This is a genomic window from Singulisphaera rosea (assembly GCF_054877945.1).
The window spans coordinates 49,466-66,255 of the sequence record NZ_JBTYIP020000008.1 but is presented as its reverse complement, the minus strand read 5'-3'; the positions used below and the strand labels follow the sequence as shown (position 1 = coordinate 66,255).

The 16,790-nt window shown below is 64.5% G+C and carries 12 protein-coding genes; 8 read left to right on the top strand and 4 right to left on the bottom strand.

The genetic code is table 11. The features are described from left to right. Position 1: 1 nt before the first annotated feature. The gene (locus tag ACYOEI_RS15985) at positions 2–526 is read right to left on the bottom strand and encodes a DUF3568 family protein (RefSeq protein ID WP_462850520.1); all 525 of its coding nucleotides are present in this window, start codon (positions 524–526) and stop codon (positions 2–4) included. Between the two features lie 318 nt (positions 527–844). On the opposite strand from ACYOEI_RS15985, the gene ACYOEI_RS15980 reads away from it, so the two are divergent. Continuing rightward, positions 845–3,187, top strand: coding sequence for a tetratricopeptide repeat protein (locus ACYOEI_RS15980; RefSeq protein WP_462850518.1), 2,343 nt, complete (start codon positions 845–847; stop codon positions 3,185–3,187). 69 nt (positions 3,188–3,256) lie between these two features. Here ACYOEI_RS15980 and ACYOEI_RS15975 read toward each other — a convergent pair whose 3' ends face one another. Further along, positions 3,257–4,537 carry a beta-ketoacyl-[acyl-carrier-protein] synthase family protein gene (locus tag ACYOEI_RS15975; protein WP_462850517.1) on the bottom strand — a complete coding sequence of 427 codons (1,281 nt, stop codon included), beginning with the start codon at positions 4,535–4,537 and terminating at the stop codon, positions 3,257–3,259. A gap of 524 nt (positions 4,538–5,061) precedes the next feature. On the opposite strand from ACYOEI_RS15975, the gene ACYOEI_RS15970 reads away from it, so the two are divergent. Both ACYOEI_RS15970 and ACYOEI_RS15965 read left to right on the top strand, forming a co-directional pair. Then, the gene (locus ACYOEI_RS15970; RefSeq protein ID WP_462850516.1) at positions 5,062–6,258 is read left to right on the top strand and encodes a pyridoxal phosphate-dependent aminotransferase; all 1,197 of its coding nucleotides are present in this window, start codon (positions 5,062–5,064) and stop codon (positions 6,256–6,258) included. Between the two features lie 185 nt (positions 6,259–6,443). Continuing rightward, complete coding sequence (locus ACYOEI_RS15965) at positions 6,444–7,628, top strand: hypothetical protein (RefSeq protein WP_462850515.1); 1,185 nt, start codon at positions 6,444–6,446, stop codon at positions 7,626–7,628. A gap of 64 nt (positions 7,629–7,692) precedes the next feature. Here ACYOEI_RS15965 and ACYOEI_RS15960 read toward each other — a convergent pair whose 3' ends face one another. After that, positions 7,693–8,274, bottom strand: a complete 582-nt coding sequence (locus tag ACYOEI_RS15960) for an RNA polymerase sigma factor (RefSeq protein WP_462850514.1) — start codon at positions 8,272–8,274, stop codon at positions 7,693–7,695. Between the two features lie 324 nt (positions 8,275–8,598). Here ACYOEI_RS15960 and ACYOEI_RS15955 point away from each other — a divergent pair, with 324 nt between their 5' ends. The 5 genes from ACYOEI_RS15955 to ACYOEI_RS15935 all read left to right on the top strand — a co-directional run bounded on the left by ACYOEI_RS15955 (position 8,599) and on the right by ACYOEI_RS15935 (position 15,059). Continuing rightward, positions 8,599–9,069, top strand: coding sequence for a response regulator (locus ACYOEI_RS15955; RefSeq protein ID WP_462850513.1), 471 nt, complete (start codon positions 8,599–8,601; stop codon positions 9,067–9,069). Between the two features lie 245 nt (positions 9,070–9,314). Then, complete coding sequence (locus tag ACYOEI_RS15950; RefSeq protein WP_462850512.1) at positions 9,315–10,508, top strand: class I SAM-dependent rRNA methyltransferase; 1,194 nt, start codon at positions 9,315–9,317, stop codon at positions 10,506–10,508. A 275-nt stretch (positions 10,509–10,783) separates the two neighbouring features. Further along, positions 10,784–12,181 carry a DUF1501 domain-containing protein gene (locus ACYOEI_RS15945; RefSeq protein ID WP_462850511.1) on the top strand — a complete coding sequence of 466 codons (1,398 nt, stop codon included), beginning with the start codon at positions 10,784–10,786 and terminating at the stop codon, positions 12,179–12,181. 164 nt (positions 12,182–12,345) lie between these two features. After that, positions 12,346–14,736 (top strand): hypothetical protein, encoded by a 2,391-nt coding sequence (locus ACYOEI_RS15940; protein WP_462850510.1) that lies wholly within the window; start codon positions 12,346–12,348, stop codon positions 14,734–14,736. 14 nt (positions 14,737–14,750) lie between these two features. Further along, a complete protein-coding gene (locus ACYOEI_RS15935) occupies positions 14,751–15,059 on the top strand; it encodes a hypothetical protein (protein ID WP_462850509.1) in 309 nt (102 codons plus the stop codon). Positions 15,060–15,461: 402 nt separating this feature from the next. On the opposite strand, the gene ACYOEI_RS15930 is transcribed toward ACYOEI_RS15935, so the two are convergent. Further along, positions 15,462–16,748, bottom strand: a complete 1,287-nt coding sequence (locus ACYOEI_RS15930; protein ID WP_462850508.1) for a serine/threonine protein kinase — start codon at positions 16,746–16,748, stop codon at positions 15,462–15,464. Positions 16,749–16,790: the final 42 nt, after the last annotated feature.

Here is a 16,790-nt window from a genome sequence, read left to right as displayed (position 1 = left end):
CTTAAGGGACTGGCGAGTCTCGATAGATCGCGTCGGCTTGGTCTCGGAGCATGACGGAGTCGGGAATCGCACTCTTGGAGAAGTAAGGATTCGAGCCGGGCTCGCTCGGTGGGTCGGTGGGGATGGCGGTCGGGGGCAACGTTCCGAGTCGGACCCCGATCCGATCCATGAGGGCCTTCGAGAGCGGCTCGTCGCCGAACCAGCCGATTCGGACGCTCACGCGGGTCGCGCCCGGATTGGGCCGGACGTGGATCGTCACGCGGCGATTGTCGGCCGTGGTGCCGTGGTGAATCATGGCGCCGGCCTCGGACGTTTGGCTGGTCGACTGCATCCGCAGGTCTTCCATCGCCGTCGTGATCGCCGACTGCACGGTCGGCGCCGGAAGGGCGAAATCCTGGGTTGCGCGGCCTGCGGCGTAGCTGAAGCCCGTGACGCTCAGCGCCGTCCCGGCGACCGGTCCGGTCGTCATGCAGCCAGCGCCCGTCAATCCCGCGAATAGCGCGGTTGCCAGTGCGGTCCGTCGCATCACTTGCCTCGCCTCCAAGGTCGAGCGGGTTCCTCTTACGAAGTTGCGGAAAGCTATCCCGTCGATCCGAATCGGTCAAGGTCGACCAGGTTTACCGACGAGCCCAACTCGCGACCACCAACTTGGGGTTGGAAGTTCCGGCCGGTCCGGCTTTACTCTCCGCCGACAACGGGGAGGACTGGCTGGTCGAGGGGTGGAAGCCGGCTCGAAGCGTGCCCGAGGTTTTAGCCTTCGGGTGATCGAACGGAACGACTCCGGATCTTCTGGGGAGTCTCGCCAAGGGGCAGCGCCGTCGGCCTGTCGAGGAGGATCGGGTCCATGTCACCGACTCAGGAACTGTTGACGAAGTCCCGACCGCACACCGGACCCGTTGAATCCGAGGTCCTGCTCCGACGGTCGAATGAGCTGATGGCGCAGGGCCGACACATCGAGGCGATCCAAGACCTGAGACGCCTTGCGTTCCTCGAACCGAATCGGGTCGAGACGCTAACGAGCCTAGGCATTGCCCTCGTGGTCGTCGGTCGAGCGGGCGATGCCGTCGAATCCTTTCGGCGAGCGGCCGAACTCCGTCCGGAGTCGGCCCGAGTTCAAAGCGACCTCGGCAACGTGCTCCGGATCCTGGGACGAATCGACGAAGCGATTCTCATCGCGGAAACGGCCGTACGCCTCGAAGACGACTGGCCCGAGGCGCATCTCAACCTGGGACTCACGCTCGCGGCTCGATCACGTTGGGCCGAGGCCGAGATGAGTTATCGAAGGGCGTTGGCCCTGCGGCCTGGAGACGCGCCGGCCCTCAATCTCCTCGGCCTGTCGCTCGCGGCCCAGGACAGGTGGGACGACGCGGTCGAAGCCTACGAGCAGGCCCTCGTGTTCGTGCCCGAACAAGCCGAAGTCCTCACGAATCTGGGCCACTCCCTGAGGCAGTCGGGCCGCGCCGACGAAGCTCTCGAGCGATACGGGCAAGCCCTCCGGCTTCGGCCGGACTCGGCGGCCATCCACAATAGTTTGGGGAACGTTCTCCGGCTGCTCGGTCGCGACGAAGACGCCCTGTCGTACTACCGTCGCGCGCTCGTGCTCAGGCCGGACTCCGTCGAGGTCCACAGCAACCTCGCCGACATCTTCGCGGCACTTGGCAAGCGCGAGGAGGCGATGGACTACGCGCGCCAGGTGGAGGAGCTCCGACCCGGCACCGCCGAGACGTACTTCAGCCTGGGTTTGTCCCTTTTGAAATTGTGCGAATATGATGAGGCCATGGTCTGTCTCCACCGCGCCCGGGAACTCCGCCCCGACGATGCCGACATTTGGAACAACCTGGGTAATGCAATCTGGGGCAAAGGAGAGAGCGAGGCGGCCGAACGCTACTATCGCCGTGCCCTTGAACTGCGTCCCGACGACGCCGACATCCTGAATAACATCGGGAATGCCCTCTGGGAGCAGAAGCGGGCCGACGAGGCGGACGATTGCTACCGACGAGCGATCGAACTCCGGCCCGACTCGCCGGACGTCGAGCTGAACCTGGGGATCATGCTCTCGGGCCGAGGACACTATGAGCTCGCGATCGACCGGCTCAGTCGTGTGCTTCAGCTTCGCCCCGATTGGCCGAGTGCCCACAACGGCCTCGGGATGACGTATGCCCGGATGGGGCGGTTCGACGACGCGTTGGCGTGCTACCACGAGGCGTTGCGGCTCGATCCCGACTTCGCGGAGGCGAGGCGGAACCGGTCGGCGGTCTGGCTGGCCCGAGGCGACTTCGCTCGCGGCTGGCCCGAATACGAGTGGCGGTGGAAGTGCCCGGGCCGAGGGATGCCGACGTTCGGGCTGCCCCTCTGGGATGGCCAGGATCTCGCGGGTCGGACGATCCTGCTGCACACCGAGCAGGGATTCGGAGACACTCTCCAGTTCCTCCGTTTCGCCCGGGATGTCAAGCGGAAAGGGGGCATAGTCGCCCTCCTCTGCCCGGAGCCACTGGCGAGCCTCCTCGCGAGTTGCCCTTGGATCGATCGGATCATCCCTCCGGGGATGACCGCGAGCGGATTCTCCTGCCACGCCCCACTGATGAGCCTCCCGGCAATCCTCGGGACGACGCTCGAGACGTTGCCTGCCGAGGTCCCTTACCTCTCTCCCTCGCCCGAACGCGTCGAGAGCTGGGGGCGTCGGCTCGGAGGACGGACGGAATTCAAAGTCGGGATCACCTGGCAAGGGAATCCCAAGCATCGGATGGACCGTCGCCGGTCATTCGCCCTGGCGCACTACGCCGGCCTGGCCGGACTGGAGGGCGTGAGACTGATTAGTCTCCAGAAGGGCTTCGGCGTCGAGCAACTCCTCGAGAATGCGGGCAACTTCTCGGTCGAGGACCTGGAAACCTCGGGGGCCGAGGCGTTGACCGACTTCAATGAGACCGCCGCCGTGATCCGTAACCTCGACCTGGTGGTGACGGCCGACATGTCGGTGGCGCATCTGGCCGGGAGCCTGGGGGCGCCGGTCTGGGTCGCGCTCTCGTCGGTGGCCGAATGGCGGTGGATGGAGCACCGCGAGGATTGCCCTTGGTATCCTTCGATGCGACTGTTCCGACAGTCGATGGAAGGAGACTGGGGAGAAGTCTTCGGCCGAATTGAGCGGGAGTTGTCGGCCCTCGTGCGCTCGAAGGCCGAGGGCCTTTGAGGGATCACCCGGAAAAGACTTCGGCCCGCGAGACTTCGCGGGCCGAGCGGTTCCACCTTTCGTGGGCCGTCAGAAGTGCGACATGACGAGCGAGGCGTTCTGGCCCCCGAAGCCGAAGCTGTTGGAGATGGCGGTCCGCAAGGGCATCTCCCTCGCCGTATTCGGGACGTAGTCGAGGTCGCAGGCGGGGTCGGGTGTCGCCTGGTTGATCGTGGGCGGGATCACGCCACGCTGGAGCGACATGGCGGTCGCGGCCGCTTCGAGTGCGCCCGAGGCCCCAATCAGGTGGCCGACCATCGACTTCTGGGAGCTCATCGGGATCGACGCGGCCCGATGGCCGAAGACCCGCTTCACGGCGACTGTCTCCATCAGGTCGTTCAGCCGAGTGCTCGTGCCGTGAGCGTTGATGTAGTCGATCGCGGAGGCATCGACCCGGGCTTCCTTCAGGGCGGCCTTCATGGCGATCGCCGCCCCCTTGCCTTCCGGCTCAGGGCGAGTGATCCCGTAGGCGTCGAACGAGGAACCATAGCCGGTGACCTCGGCGTAGATCGTCGCCTTCCGCCGCTTGGCCCGTTGCAAGCTCTCGAGGACGAGCACCGCGGCCCCCTCGCCGAGCACGAAGCCATCCCGCTCGCCGTCGAAAGGCCTCGAGACTTCCGAAGGCGTCCGGACCGAGGAACTGACCGTCTTCATCGCGTGGTAGGCCACGAGGAGCTGCGGGTCGAGCCGGCTGTCGCAGCCGCCGGCCAGCATGATGTCGGCATCCCCTCGGGCAATCAGGCGGAAAGCTTCGCCCACGGCCTGGGTCCCCGCGGCGCACGCGGTCACGATCGTGTTGTTCGGGCCCATCGCGTGGTGAAGGATCGAGATGTGAGCCGCCGCCATGTTCGGCAGGTGCTGGAGGAGCCAGAGCGGGAAAATCGTCTCGGCGCGAGCCTGGGTGAACTCGCTCATGTCAAAAGAGCCGTCGGGGCGAATGCCCCGAGAGATCGGGCCGACCAGCTCGGTGACGTCGACGGGCGTGATCCCCGTCCCCATGCAGACGCCGTAACGGGCCGGATCGATCTTAGCCGTGTCCAGTCCGGAGTCGTCGACGGCGAGCGCGGCCGCGCCGACGGCGAAACCCACCGCCCGGCTCATCAGCTTCGCGCTTTTCTTATTCTCGCCGAGGAACGGCATGACGTCGAAGTTCTTGACTTCGGCCGCGATTTTGATTGGCAGCCCCGTCGTGTCGAAGCGTTCGATGACGCCCACGCCGGAACGACCCTCGATGATGGCCTCACTGAAGTCGCGACGCCCAATCCCATTAGGCGAGACGACCCCGATTCCTGTGACCACAACGCGGTGCATGAGTCCCCCCACCCTCAAGTATCGCCAAGTCGTTGGTGTCGTGGGCCAAGCGCCGCCACGTCGATCGCGAGCTCCTCTCGCATTCCCGGACCATAACCGGATGTCAGGGATAGGCTTTCCATTCCAGACCGAGCGTAAACCTCGCGCCTAAGCTTTATGTCTTCAAAGGAGCAACAGTGACTCAATAAGTTCACATTCGAGGATCGGCGTAAATCAGTGAAACCTGGAGTCTCTTCGGTGCCGAATTCCTCGGGAGTTGTTGCCGTGCGATCGTCAAGACTTCTCAGGTCACCACATCTTACCATTCGCCGGCAGCTTGGGCAAAGTTTTTGGCGAATTAGGTAAGCGTGATCCCTTGGGAGGAAAATGTCGTCGGTAGGGTTGGGACGGGTCGGCCGATCGCTCTCGGGCGTGACGGGGGAGGACGTCCGTGATAGGGTGGAGTGGTCGAATCGGATAACAAAGGCGTGCATCCGGCCAGAACGCCGGGAATCTTCGAAAGTTCATTGAGGAGAGAGGGCGCGATGTCTCTGACACTGGCCGAGCGGGAGAAGGCGATTGCACCGTCGGCGACCTTGGCAATGGCGGATGCGGCGAAGCGACTGAAAGCCGAAGGAGTCGCGGTGCTCGACTTCGCGCTCGGGGAACCCGATTTCGACACGCCCGAAAATATTCAGGAAGCGGCCTTGCGTGCGATCCGCTCGGGGAAGACGCATTACACGCCGCCCGCCGGCATCCCCGAATTGAAACGGGCCCTGGCCAAGCTTTACACCGAGACGCACGGCCTCCCCACACAGGACGCGCAGGTCGTCATCTCCAATGGGGCCAAGCACTCGATCCACAACACCCTGATGGCCATCTGCGGCCCCGGCGATGAGGTGATCATCCCCGCGCCGTACTGGGTGAGCTACGCCGACCTCGTGAAGTTGACGGGTGCGACGCCGGTCGTGATCCCGACGACCGAGGCGAGCGGGTTCAAGCTCAGCCCCGAACAGTTCCTGGAAGCGGTCACGCCCAGGACCAAACTCTTGATGCTCAACAGCCCCTCGAACCCGACGGGCGTCGTTTACGAGCGATCGGAGCTCGAGGCCCTGGCGGACGCCGTGCTCCAGTTCCCCAACCTTGGGGTGCTCTCCGACGAAATCTACGAGCAACTGCTCTACGACGGCGCCCAGGCGACCTGCTTCGCGACTCTTCGCCCGGGACTCGCCGAGCGGACGATCACGATTTCCGGGGTGAGCAAGTCTTATGCGATGACCGGCTGGCGGATTGGCTGGTCCATTGCCCCCCTGCCCGTCGCCAAGTTCATGTCCGACGTGCAGAGCCAGGAGACGAGCAACCCGTGCTCGGTCAGCCAGTGGGCGGCCCTCGAGGCGATCACCGGCCCGCAGGACTCGGTCGTCGCGATGAAGGCCCAGTTCGAGAAGCGCCGGTCGTATGTCCTGGAGCGGATTAAGGGGCTCCCGGATGTCACGTGTATTCCCCCCGGCGGCGCGTTTTATGCGTTCATGAACATCTCGGCCCACCTCGGCCGGACTCTCGGCGGCAAGGTGATCACCGACTCCACGGCGTTCTGCCTCACCGCGTTGTCCTCGGCCCACGTGGCGCTCGTGATGGGATCGGCGTTCGGGGCCGAGGGGTACGCCAGGCTCTCGTTCGCCACCGACCTGACGACGCTCGAGAAAGGTTTTGACGCCCTGGGAGAATTTCTCAAGGGTTGATCCGACGTTCCGGCCGATCTTTAGGGAAGTGGTCGGGTCTGCGGCGACGGAGATCGAGCTTGCTCGATCGGGGCGGATGGGATACCTTTCGCCCTCCCGTCGCAAGGCTTTCCCACGATCGACATCCTTTGGCATAGAAGACGTCGCCTTCGCGCCGGTCGAATTCCCGGCCGTGGAGAGTTGTCATGAGGTATGCGCGGCCAGCCCTGTTCCTCCTGCTGGCGACATCCGTCGGCACCGGTTGCCGAACGGCCGGCGTCGACAACCTGGCGCGCCGCGAACCTGTCCTACCTCGGGCCTCGCTGGACGCCCATCAGGTGGTCGCCGCGCACAACCAGAACGCCGAGAAGATCCAGACCCTCGACGCGACGGCGAGGATTACGGTGCGGATCGGGCGTAATCCCCCCTATCCCGTCGACGGCCTGCTTGCGATGGAACGTCCCCGCAACTTCAAGCTCTCGATCATGGCCGGACACCGCAGCGGTGAGGTTGCGGACATCGGCTCGAACGACGAGAAGTTCTGGTTCTGGGTCGCCAGCAACAGCAACGACCCCAAGGAGCGGGTGTCGTATTACGCGAATTACGACGACGCTGGGACGAACTCGCTCGCGGCGGCGCTCCAACCCGACTGGCTCGTGGAGTCCCTCGGCCTCCGAGTCTTCACGGAGGAGGAGATCAACGAGCTCAAGGTCACCCGGGGTACCCAGCCGGATACGGTCGTCCTGACTCAGCGGCCAACTCAGTCCGGTGGGCAAACCGTCATTCGGCAGATGATCGTCAAGGAGTCGACCGGCCAGGTCATTGAGCAGCAGCTCTACTCGGATAAGAAGGAGCTGCTCGCCAAGGCCACGATCGCGAGCTATCAGCCAGTCGCGAGCGGGGAAGGCGAGGCGTCGACCGAGACGGTCATGGTGCCGAAGTCATTGAGGCTCGAGTGGAAACAGCCCAATCGGATGACGATGGACATCGCGATCATCGCGGAGAAGACCACGGCCAACGTCGTTTTCTCCGGGCCGCGTCGTGAGATGTTCGTCGAGAAGCCGCACAAGGGTTACGACAAGGTGAATCTCGCCAATGCGGCCCGGGTCCCCCGCGGCGGCACGACCGAAATCCGTGAAACCCTCCCTGCCCCGCCGACGGGCGGCTCGGGGGAGGGAGCCAACGTCGAGCTCGGAGCCCCCGAGGCCCCTGCGGAGGGACTGGACGGGGCCATGCGGACGGGCGACGATCGAGTCGCCTTGTCGGCGACCCTCGCCTCTCAGAGTGATTCACTCGACGACGCACGAGGGCCGAGCGCACCGGAGACACAGTACGCTCGGCCGGATACGACGAGTTGGCGTCGAAACTTCGCCCCGGACAACGATCGTTGATCCGGGGCTTGAGGGGAAGGGAATCGGACCCGCGACGACGCGAAGGGGCGTGTGAGGTTTGAGATCAACCCGCACGCTGTTCGGCGGTCCTTCGGAGCCGTTTCCGGGCGCTCGCCAGGATCGGGCCGACCGAATTCTCGGGGATCCCGAGCTGCTTGCCGATCTGGCGGTAGTTCAGGTACTTGAGGTGATAGAGCTTGATCACCTCGGCCTCGCGCTCGGGAAGGTTCTCGAGCATGCGCTCGACTTCCTCCGCCGTGGCGATCGACTCGGCCTCGCCTGAGGCCTCCTCGTCGGCCACGATCGCACGATGGGCCTGGGTGTGGCCGAGCTCGGCTTCCCGATGCCGTTTGATGACCTCCTTGACGCAGATCCGACGGGCGACCACCGTGAGATAGGTCGGCAGCGAACTGGTCCCCTTGAAACGTCGCAGGGCTCCGTAGTCGTCGTCGACGATCTCCAGGAAGATCTCGGCGGCGATGTCCTCGATATCGGGCGCGGAAAGAATGCTACTCCGGGCGTGGGACACGTGGTGGATCACGTGGTAAATCAAGCCCATATATCGATCGACGAAGTCATTCCAGGCGCCGGGTTCCTTCCGCAGGCAGCGGTCGAGCAATTGCCGGTCGATTTCGCGCAAGGGCACGGACGAGCCTCCTCGGAGCCGAGAGGGCGTGTGTCGCGTCCCGAAGAGAGCCGTTCTCTACAGGTTGAGCAACGCGTTGATTGATATTCTACCACGCCATTTCCCGCCGGCAAGCGACACTCGTCCTACGTTTGCAAGCATGCGTGCCTCTGGATGTGGGCCGCCTGGGAGAATTCCGATTCCGGCATCTCCGGGATACGGTTAGAATCGTCACGATCGTGTGGCCGTCGCGTAAGCGACGCCACCGTCGCCCGCGAACGCTCTCACGACTCGACCCCCGGGGATTTCGGGCGCTTTCGGCCAGTGAGTCCTGGAGAACCTGCCTTGGATCTTCCGAAAGGCCCCCCGAAAATCCTGATCGCCGACGACAACATCCAGAACGTGGAGTTGTTGGAAGCCTACCTCGGCGACGTCGACTGCGAGATCCGCACCGCGTTCGACGGGGAAGACACCCTCAAGGTCGTCGAGGAGTTCGCGCCCGACCTGCTCCTGCTCGACGTGATGATGCCGAGGCTCTCGGGCTTCGAAGTCTGTCGCAAGCTCCGCTCCAACCCGGCCACCAAGGATCTCCTCATCCTGATGGTCACCGCGCTGAACGAAGCGTCCGATTTCGAGCGCGGCGTCCAGTCGGGCACCGACGACTTCCTCACGAAGCCCGTGAACAAGGTCGAGCTCCTTTGCCGAATCAAGAGCCTGCTCCGGGTCCGGCACCTGAAGAACCAGCTCGACCGGACTCTGGCCTACCTCGCCGAATTCGAGGCGGCGAGCCGCGCCCCCGAACCCGGCAAAGAATGATCGGCCGCGCCCCTCGAGTGACTTCCGATCGTGCCTCGGGTTTCGATTGAGGTTCGTTGGCTTTTTCATGACGAGATCCTGACAGGAAGGCCGACCACTTGTCGCGCCCGAGGTGCCTTCGCGGGTGATTCGATGGCGTGCCTCGCGCCGAATTCCCCTGAATCTCGCGCGAATCCCGGTTAGATGGTCATGTGACCCGGGCGTTGAGCCCGTTTGGAACGGTCGTGTCCCAAGGACGCCTTGCGATGTCCAGCCTCCCTCGAGTCATCATCAAACCGCGCCGGGCTCGCCCGTTCTTCGCGAAGCATCCCTGGGTCTTCGTCACCTCGATCGGCCGGGTCGAGGGCGACCCGCAGCCTGGGGGCGAAGTCGAGGTCGTCAGCCACGAAGGCCAATTCATCGGCCGGGGGATCTTCAACCCCAAGAGTGCGATTCGCGTCCGTCTCTATCGCTGGGACGGTGGGCCGCTCGACGACGACTATTGGATCCGTCGCCTCGACGAGGCCGTGTCTCTCCGTCGCGATGCCCTCGGCCTGGTCGGTCCCGGGGTCGGGTGCCGTCTCGTCTCGAGCGAGGCGGATGGGCTCTCGGGCCTGACGGTCGATCGCTACGACCGCTGGTTGGTCGCCCAGTTCACGAGCCTCGCCCTCTTCCAGCGCCGAGAGCTCCTGGTCGAACACCTGGCGAAGCTCACGGACGCCCAAGGGATCCTCGCGCGTCCGGAACGGGTGACGGCGGAACAGGAAGGAATTCCGGCCCACGGCGACCTCTATTTCGGGACCCCTCCCGAGGCCCCCGTCGAGGTCGTCGAGAATGGCCTGACCTTCTGGGTTGACCTTAAAGCCGGGCAGAAAACCGGTTTCTACCTCGATCAACGCACGAACCGTAAGGCGGTCGCCGCTTATTGCCAGGGCAAGGAGGTTCTCGACCTCTTCTGCTACACCGGGGGTTTCACGCTGAACGCGCTCCTGCACGGCGGTGCGACGTCGGTCCTGGGGATCGACAGCTCCTCGACCGCCATCGAAGTCGCCCGCCACCATGCGGTCATCAACAAGCTCGGTGCCGCCCGCTTCGAAGCCGCCGACGTCTTCGACACCCTCGAGACGCTCCGCAGCGGAGGACGCCGGTTCGGCGTCGTGATCTGCGACCCGCCGAAATTCGCGCGGCATCCCCGAGGCGTCGAGGATGCTCTGAAGGGCTATCTCCGATTGAACCGCGCGGCCCTCGACGTCCTCGAGCCGGGAGGGATCCTGGTGACCTGCTCCTGCTCCGGCCTCGTCGATCGCGGCCTCTTCGCCGATATCCTCGGCCAGATCGCCGAACTCTCCGGCCGCTCGATCCAGATCCTCGAACAACGAGGGCAGGCCCCCGACCACCCGATTTCCGCCTCCTGCCTCGAGACCGAGTACCTCAAGTGCTTCATCTGCCGCGTCTCCTGACGGGGTTGTGCGGATTGAATCCGGAGACTCTTCACCACAAAGGCACAAAGAAATTCAAATAAAAATGAAATAGGATTTTTTGTTCTTACTTTTTTGTCTCTGTGGTGAACAGCGTTCCCTTCGGATATTCCGCCTCATTTGCAAATTCCCCCGAAACGTCCATAACGTGTCTCGACAATATTGGACAATTGCTGGATTTTTTCGGGCATGGGACTATCCTGGGAAAGTCCGTCCAGATGAGGACGTCGGGTAGTCACTGATCGGGAGGTCGGGCCGTGCAACATCGTCCGGACGGTTTCTCGCATTCGATGAGCCATCGCCGCGGGACCCATCTCTGGCAGCCACCGGCGCGTGACTTGATCGGTGCCGGTACGCCGTCTCGCCGTTGGTTCCTCCGCGCGGGCCTCTCGGGGATCGCGGGGCTCTCGGCCGCGCAACTCCTCGGACTTCGCGCCGAGGCCGCAATGCCGAAGCCGACGGGGGGGCCCAAGTCCGTCATCCTGTTCTGGTTGTCGGGCGGTCCGAGCCACCTGGATATGTGGGACCCGAAACCTGACGCCCCCTCGGAGATTCGCGGCCCGTTCGGGACGATCGCGACGAGCGTCCCGGGTGTCCGCTTCTGCGAGCACCTGCCGAGGCAGGCGGCGATCATGGACAAGCTGACCGTGATTCGCTCGATGGACTGCTCGACGAGCAACCACACGCCGATCACCTTGCAGGCCGGGAATCCGCTCGCGCGTCGGACCGACGACGGCCGAGACGGGGACGGTTATCCCTCAATGGGCTCCGTCGCGGCCAAGTTCCGCGGCCCGAACGACCCCGGGCTTCCGGCCTTCGTTGGCCTCGCTGACAGTTGGGCGGCCGATGTCTGGGGCGCGGGGCATATGGGAGCGGCCTACGAGCCGGTCAAGGGGAGCGAGCTTGCCGGCCGATTTCAACTCCCTCAAGGCGTGAACCTCGACCGAATCACGAGCCGAGACGCCCTGCGCCAGCAATTCGACCAGCTTCGGGCCGAGCTCGACGCGAGCGAAGGGATGAAGCTCACCGACCGTTACACGCGCCAGGCGCTCGACATGGTCCGTTCGGGCAAGGCGCAGCGGGCCTTCGAGCTCGACAAAGAAGATCCTCGGCTCCGGGACGCCTACGGGCACGACAGCTTGGGGACCAAGGCCCTCCTCGCTCGACGACTGGTCGAGGCCGGAGTGACCTTCGTGCTCGTCAGCGGGGCCTGGGGCTACTTCGACCACCACGGCGACCACGTCGTCTGGAAGGGCATCGAAAAGGGCCTGAAGCCCCTCCTGCCCCGCGTCGACCAGGCTCTCGCCACGTTGGTTCTCGACCTCGAGGCGCGTGGCCTGCTCGACCAGACGCTCATCGTGATGATGGGCGAATTCGGCCGCTCCCCGACCATCAATAAAGAGGCCGGGCGGGAACATTGGGCCAACGTCATGTCGCTCGTCCTCGCCGGCGGCGGCCTGCGTCACGGCCAGGTCATCGGCGCGACCGATCGCAAAGGCGACTCGATCGTCGAGCGCAAGGTTACCCCGCAGGACCTCGCCGCGACCGTCTTCACCCACCTCGGGATCAACCCCGAGGCCCACTGGATCAGCGGCCAGGGCCGCCCGACGCCGATCGTCGTCGAAGGGGGCCGTCCCATCCAGGAACTACTTTGAGACCTCCGCACAAAGCGATGGACCGATCTTTCAAAGAGTCCCCTGAAGTGACGCGAACTCGCGCCGGCTCGTCTTGTGGGATTTCGAAAGATCGGCTATTGGTGGAATGACGCCCCACCCGAAGATCAGCCGACTTTGATGCGATGCAGGGAGGCATTGCACCCGTGTCACCGCGCCTAGAATCACTCACCTTCGCCGCCGCACTCGCCGTCCTCGTCTCGGTCTTCTTCGCCGAATCGCTCGTCGGCGGAAAGGTTCTGAGCTCCGCCGACGTGCTGCTCGTCTCGGCCAGCTTCCGGGATGAGCGCGGTCCGCTCTATGAGCCGGCCAACCGGCTCCTGATGGACCCGGTGCTCCAGTTCCAGCCCTGGCTCGAATACAACCGCGAGTGTCTCCGCAACGGTCGCCTACCCCTCTGGAACGATCGGGCGGGATGCGGTGCGCCCCACCTCGCGAACGGCCAAAGTGCGGTGTTCGACCCGTTCCACCTTATCGCCTACCTCGGGACCCTACCCGACGCTTACGCCTGGATGGCCGCGGCCCGGCTCTGGGTGGCCGGCCTGGGCATGTTTTTCCTCGCGCGATCTTGGGGGCTGAAACCCTGGGGACGCTGGTTCGCAGGACTCTGCTTCCCGTTCTGCGGGTTCCTCGTCGTCTGGCTGCTCTTCCCCGTGACCAACGTTGCGGTCTGGATGCCCTGGCTCTTCCTGGCGGGAGATCGGGCGCTCGAACGGCCGAGTTTGCGGTCGATCGGCGGTCTGGCGATCGTCGCTGGCCTGGTGGTCTTCGGTGGCCATGTCCAGACGAGTGCCCACGTCTTGCTGGCTGCCGGGATGTACGTGGTCTGGAGGCTCGCAACCGGCGGCCTGGGGGCTTCGCCCTGGACGAGCGTATTCGCCTGGACAGCGGGAATCTCGCTCGGCCTGGCGTTGGCGGCGGTCGAGATTGTGCCGCTTGCGTCGTACTTGACGAAGAGCCCGGTCTGGGGGGATCGTGATCGCGAACGTGCGTCGCCCTGGACGTTGACCCGGCCGAGAGTCCTCGACGCCGTCTGCACCGCCCTGCCCTACGCGTACGGCAGCCAGCGTCGTGGGCATCCGCACCTTGGCCGGGCCGTCGGGGTCCACAATCTGAACGAGTCGGCCGGCGGCTTCGCCGGGTTGGTGACGCTCGTCGCGCTCGCCCCGCTCGCCTGGGGGGCTAGATTTCGAGTCCCGCGCGTCCGTTTCCTTGCGCTCCTGCTTGGTATCGCCGCGCTCGGGGCGTACGGCCTCCCTCCCTTGGACAACCTCCTCCGAGCCCTTCCAGTCCTGAACGTGACCGACAATCGGCGTCTCACGCTCTGGCTGGCCTTCGGCCTGACCCTTCTCGGGGGAATTGGCCTCGACCGGCTCTCGGAGTTGGTCCCTCAACGAGTCGCGCCAAAGCTCTGGATCCTTGCGGCCCTCACCCTGGTCGTGGCCGCTGCGATGGTCGGATTTCTCGAGCCTCGTCTCCGGGACAAGGCCCGAACGCACTACGCCAAGGCGGCGTCGGAGACGCCCGGGGCCGACTCGAAGGTCTACCTCGAGCGGGCCGACCACCAGGTACGACTGACCTTAGACTTCTACCCGCGATACTTCGGCCTCGTCGCCGCCGAGCTCCTCGCTCTGGCGACTCTGATGGGCTTGTGGAAACGCGGACGACTCTCGTCGCCCGCCCTTCAGACTTCGCTCGTCGCTCTGACCCTGGCGGAGCTCATCGGATTCGGTCATGGGCTGAATCCCGCGATCCCGCGCGAGGATGACCGAGTCGGGGGACCGCTGGTCGACTACCTGCGCCGCGAGGCCCCGCCGCCCTGGCGAATCCTCGGCTTGGGCGAAGAGCTCCCGCCGAACGTCCTGATGCGGTACGGCCTCCGCGACGTCCGCAACTACGACTCGGTCGAATTAACCAAAAATCTCTCATATTTCGCGGCCATGTATCCACCCGGATCTTCGGCGTGGACGAGCCGTCGCGAAGTGACCTGGGACGGGGCGATCCGCGCCAGGGAGCGTCTCCGCGAGGCCTCGGTCCGGGCGATCGTCGGCTCGACCCCGCCCCCTTCCGGGGCCTTCGACCGCGTCGACCGGGTGGGGGACGTCTGGGTCGCGCACCTCGACGGCCGGCCCTGGGCGGAGGCTCGCGGAGGGGGACCCGTGGCGTCGGACGGGAGCGTCGGGGGCGAGATAATTCTCTCTTGTAAAAACGAGAACATCTCGGATATCATTATTCGAGAGATATTTGCTCCGGGTTGGTACGCCGAGGTCGACGGCCGTCGCATTTCCGTTGAAGAGTATCTTGGTGCGTTCATGAGTATACGTGTGCCTGCGGGGGCTCGGCGACTCCTCCTGCGCTACGACCCGCCCGAGGTCCGGATTGCCCTGGCGACCTCGATTTCGGCCCTGTTCCTGGCGGTTTTCGCCTTGACGGTCTCGCGGCCGTTCCGATCTACTCGAATTATCGTCGAAGGGCTTGGACGGACCCAAGCCGTCGAGTTAGAATCGATTACGTCATCTTCACCGGCCAATTACTGAGGGATGAGACGCTGATGGTCCACTTCACGTGTGATCTCTGCGGCAAGGACCTGACCGCGTGCGGTGACCCCCGCTTCGTGGTCAAGATTGAGGCTTTCCCCGGCTTCGACCCCACCGAGATCACGGAGGATGACCTCGACGAGGACCCCATGGAGGCGGTCTCGCAAATCCTGCAGCGCGACGAGGGGCTCGGTTCCGAAGAGTTGGCCACGCCCCTTCGAAAGGGATTCCGCTTCGACCTCTGCCCCGCTTGCCACGAGAAGTTCCTGAAGGACCCCTTGGGCAAGGAATTCCTCCGCTCCTTCGACTTCAGTAAGAATTGATTGCTGGATGACGCAATGGCCGCCCTCGCGGCTCGACACGAAGTTCCGGCTCGGCCCCCAACTCTTGAAACGATGCCGGCCCACTCTCTCGGCCTTGCCGATCCCATCGACATCTGTCGAAACGCGATCCGACGCTCAAGGGCGTTCCCTTCACCTCGCCAAGCATGCGGCTGTTCTATTCCGAAGGTGACCGGTCGTGTTCTTCGCACGGTCGGTCATCGGCTGCCCTTCGGACGACAACCAGAGCTGCCAGCCACTCGATGGGTATGGAGATGCCTTTCCCGCAGGGAAGGCATTGCCCGCCGGTTCGGGATATAAGTCGAAAGGTCGCGGTAAGGCGTGACAGGCCGGGACAAGACGCGGGAGAGATCGGAGGGGTGAGCGATCGAGTGAGGTGTTCGATCAGCGTGTGACGAGGACGACGAGGTTGGTGATGACGGAGAGGGCGAGGATCGCGGTCAGGGCGATGATGATGTGCTGGCGACCGTTGACGTAACCGGCGAGCTCGATGAGCTGGGCTTCGGTCGCGCCTCGGTTCGCCTCGTCGACGTCCCCTTCGGCCAGGGTGGCGAGGTCGTCGGGCTTTTGCCCGGCGATCATCGGGCTTTCGCCCTGGAGGAGACATTTGAGGTCGAGGATCAGGTCTTCGGGGGTCCGGTATCGATTCTCGCGGTTCTTGGCCATCATGGTCTCGACGACCATGCCCACGCCGCTCGAGAGTTTGGTGTTGATGTGATCCGGGGGGACGAACGAGACGTTCTTGTCGACGTGCTTCCTCATCACCTCGGCGGCCGTCTCGCCGCCGTAGGGGACCTGCCCGGTCAGCATGTGGTAGAGGGTGGCGCCCAGGCTGTAGATATCGGCCCGGATGTCGACGTCTACCTGGCCGCGGACTTGCTCGGGGCTGATGTAGTACGGTGTCCCGATCGCCATCCCGGCCTCGGACATCGCCCACTTCTCGTCGGCGGTGAGCCTGGCGAGGCCGAGGTCGGCGAGCTTGACGTTCCCGTCCGTCGTAAGGATGACGTTCTCGGGCTTGATGTCGCGGTGGATCAGGCCGCGTTGATGCGCGTGCGCCAGCGCCTCGGCCACGGCCATCACGATCTTGAGGGCGGTCTTTTCCTCGAAGAACTCGCTCTTGTCGAGCTTGTCCTTGATGGTGTAGCCCTCGACGTACTCCATCACGAAGTAGTGGTTGCCGTTGACCTCGCCGGCGTCGATGGCGTTGACCACGTTATTGTGGGAGAGCTTCGCGGCGATCTTGGCCTCGCGGTCGAATCGCTTGATGAACTCACGGTTCTTCGCGAGGGCATCGAGGAGGATCTTCACGGCCACGATTCGGTCGACACTCGTCTGACGGGCCTTGTAGACGATGCCCATCGACCCTTTGCCGAGCTTCTCGAGGACCTGATATCCAGGGATCTCGAACCGTCGATTGGCGTCGCCGACTTCCTTGAGCAGTCGGGCGGACTGGCTCCGGGTCAGGACCTTGGCCTCGACCATGATTTCGAGGAGGCCTTTGCACTCGTCCCTGGCGGCGAGCTTGGCCTTATGGGCCTTGCAGGCCTCGATCTCGGCGGCCGTGGCGAGCCCCCTGCGCAGCACCGACTTCTCGAGGTTGAACTCGTTGAGACTCGAAAGCCCTTTCGAATCCTTCGCGGGGGGATTGCTTTCGGTCGTCGTGGCCATGAGGCCGGCTCCCTGGTGCCGCGCACAGAACGCGGTGAAGGT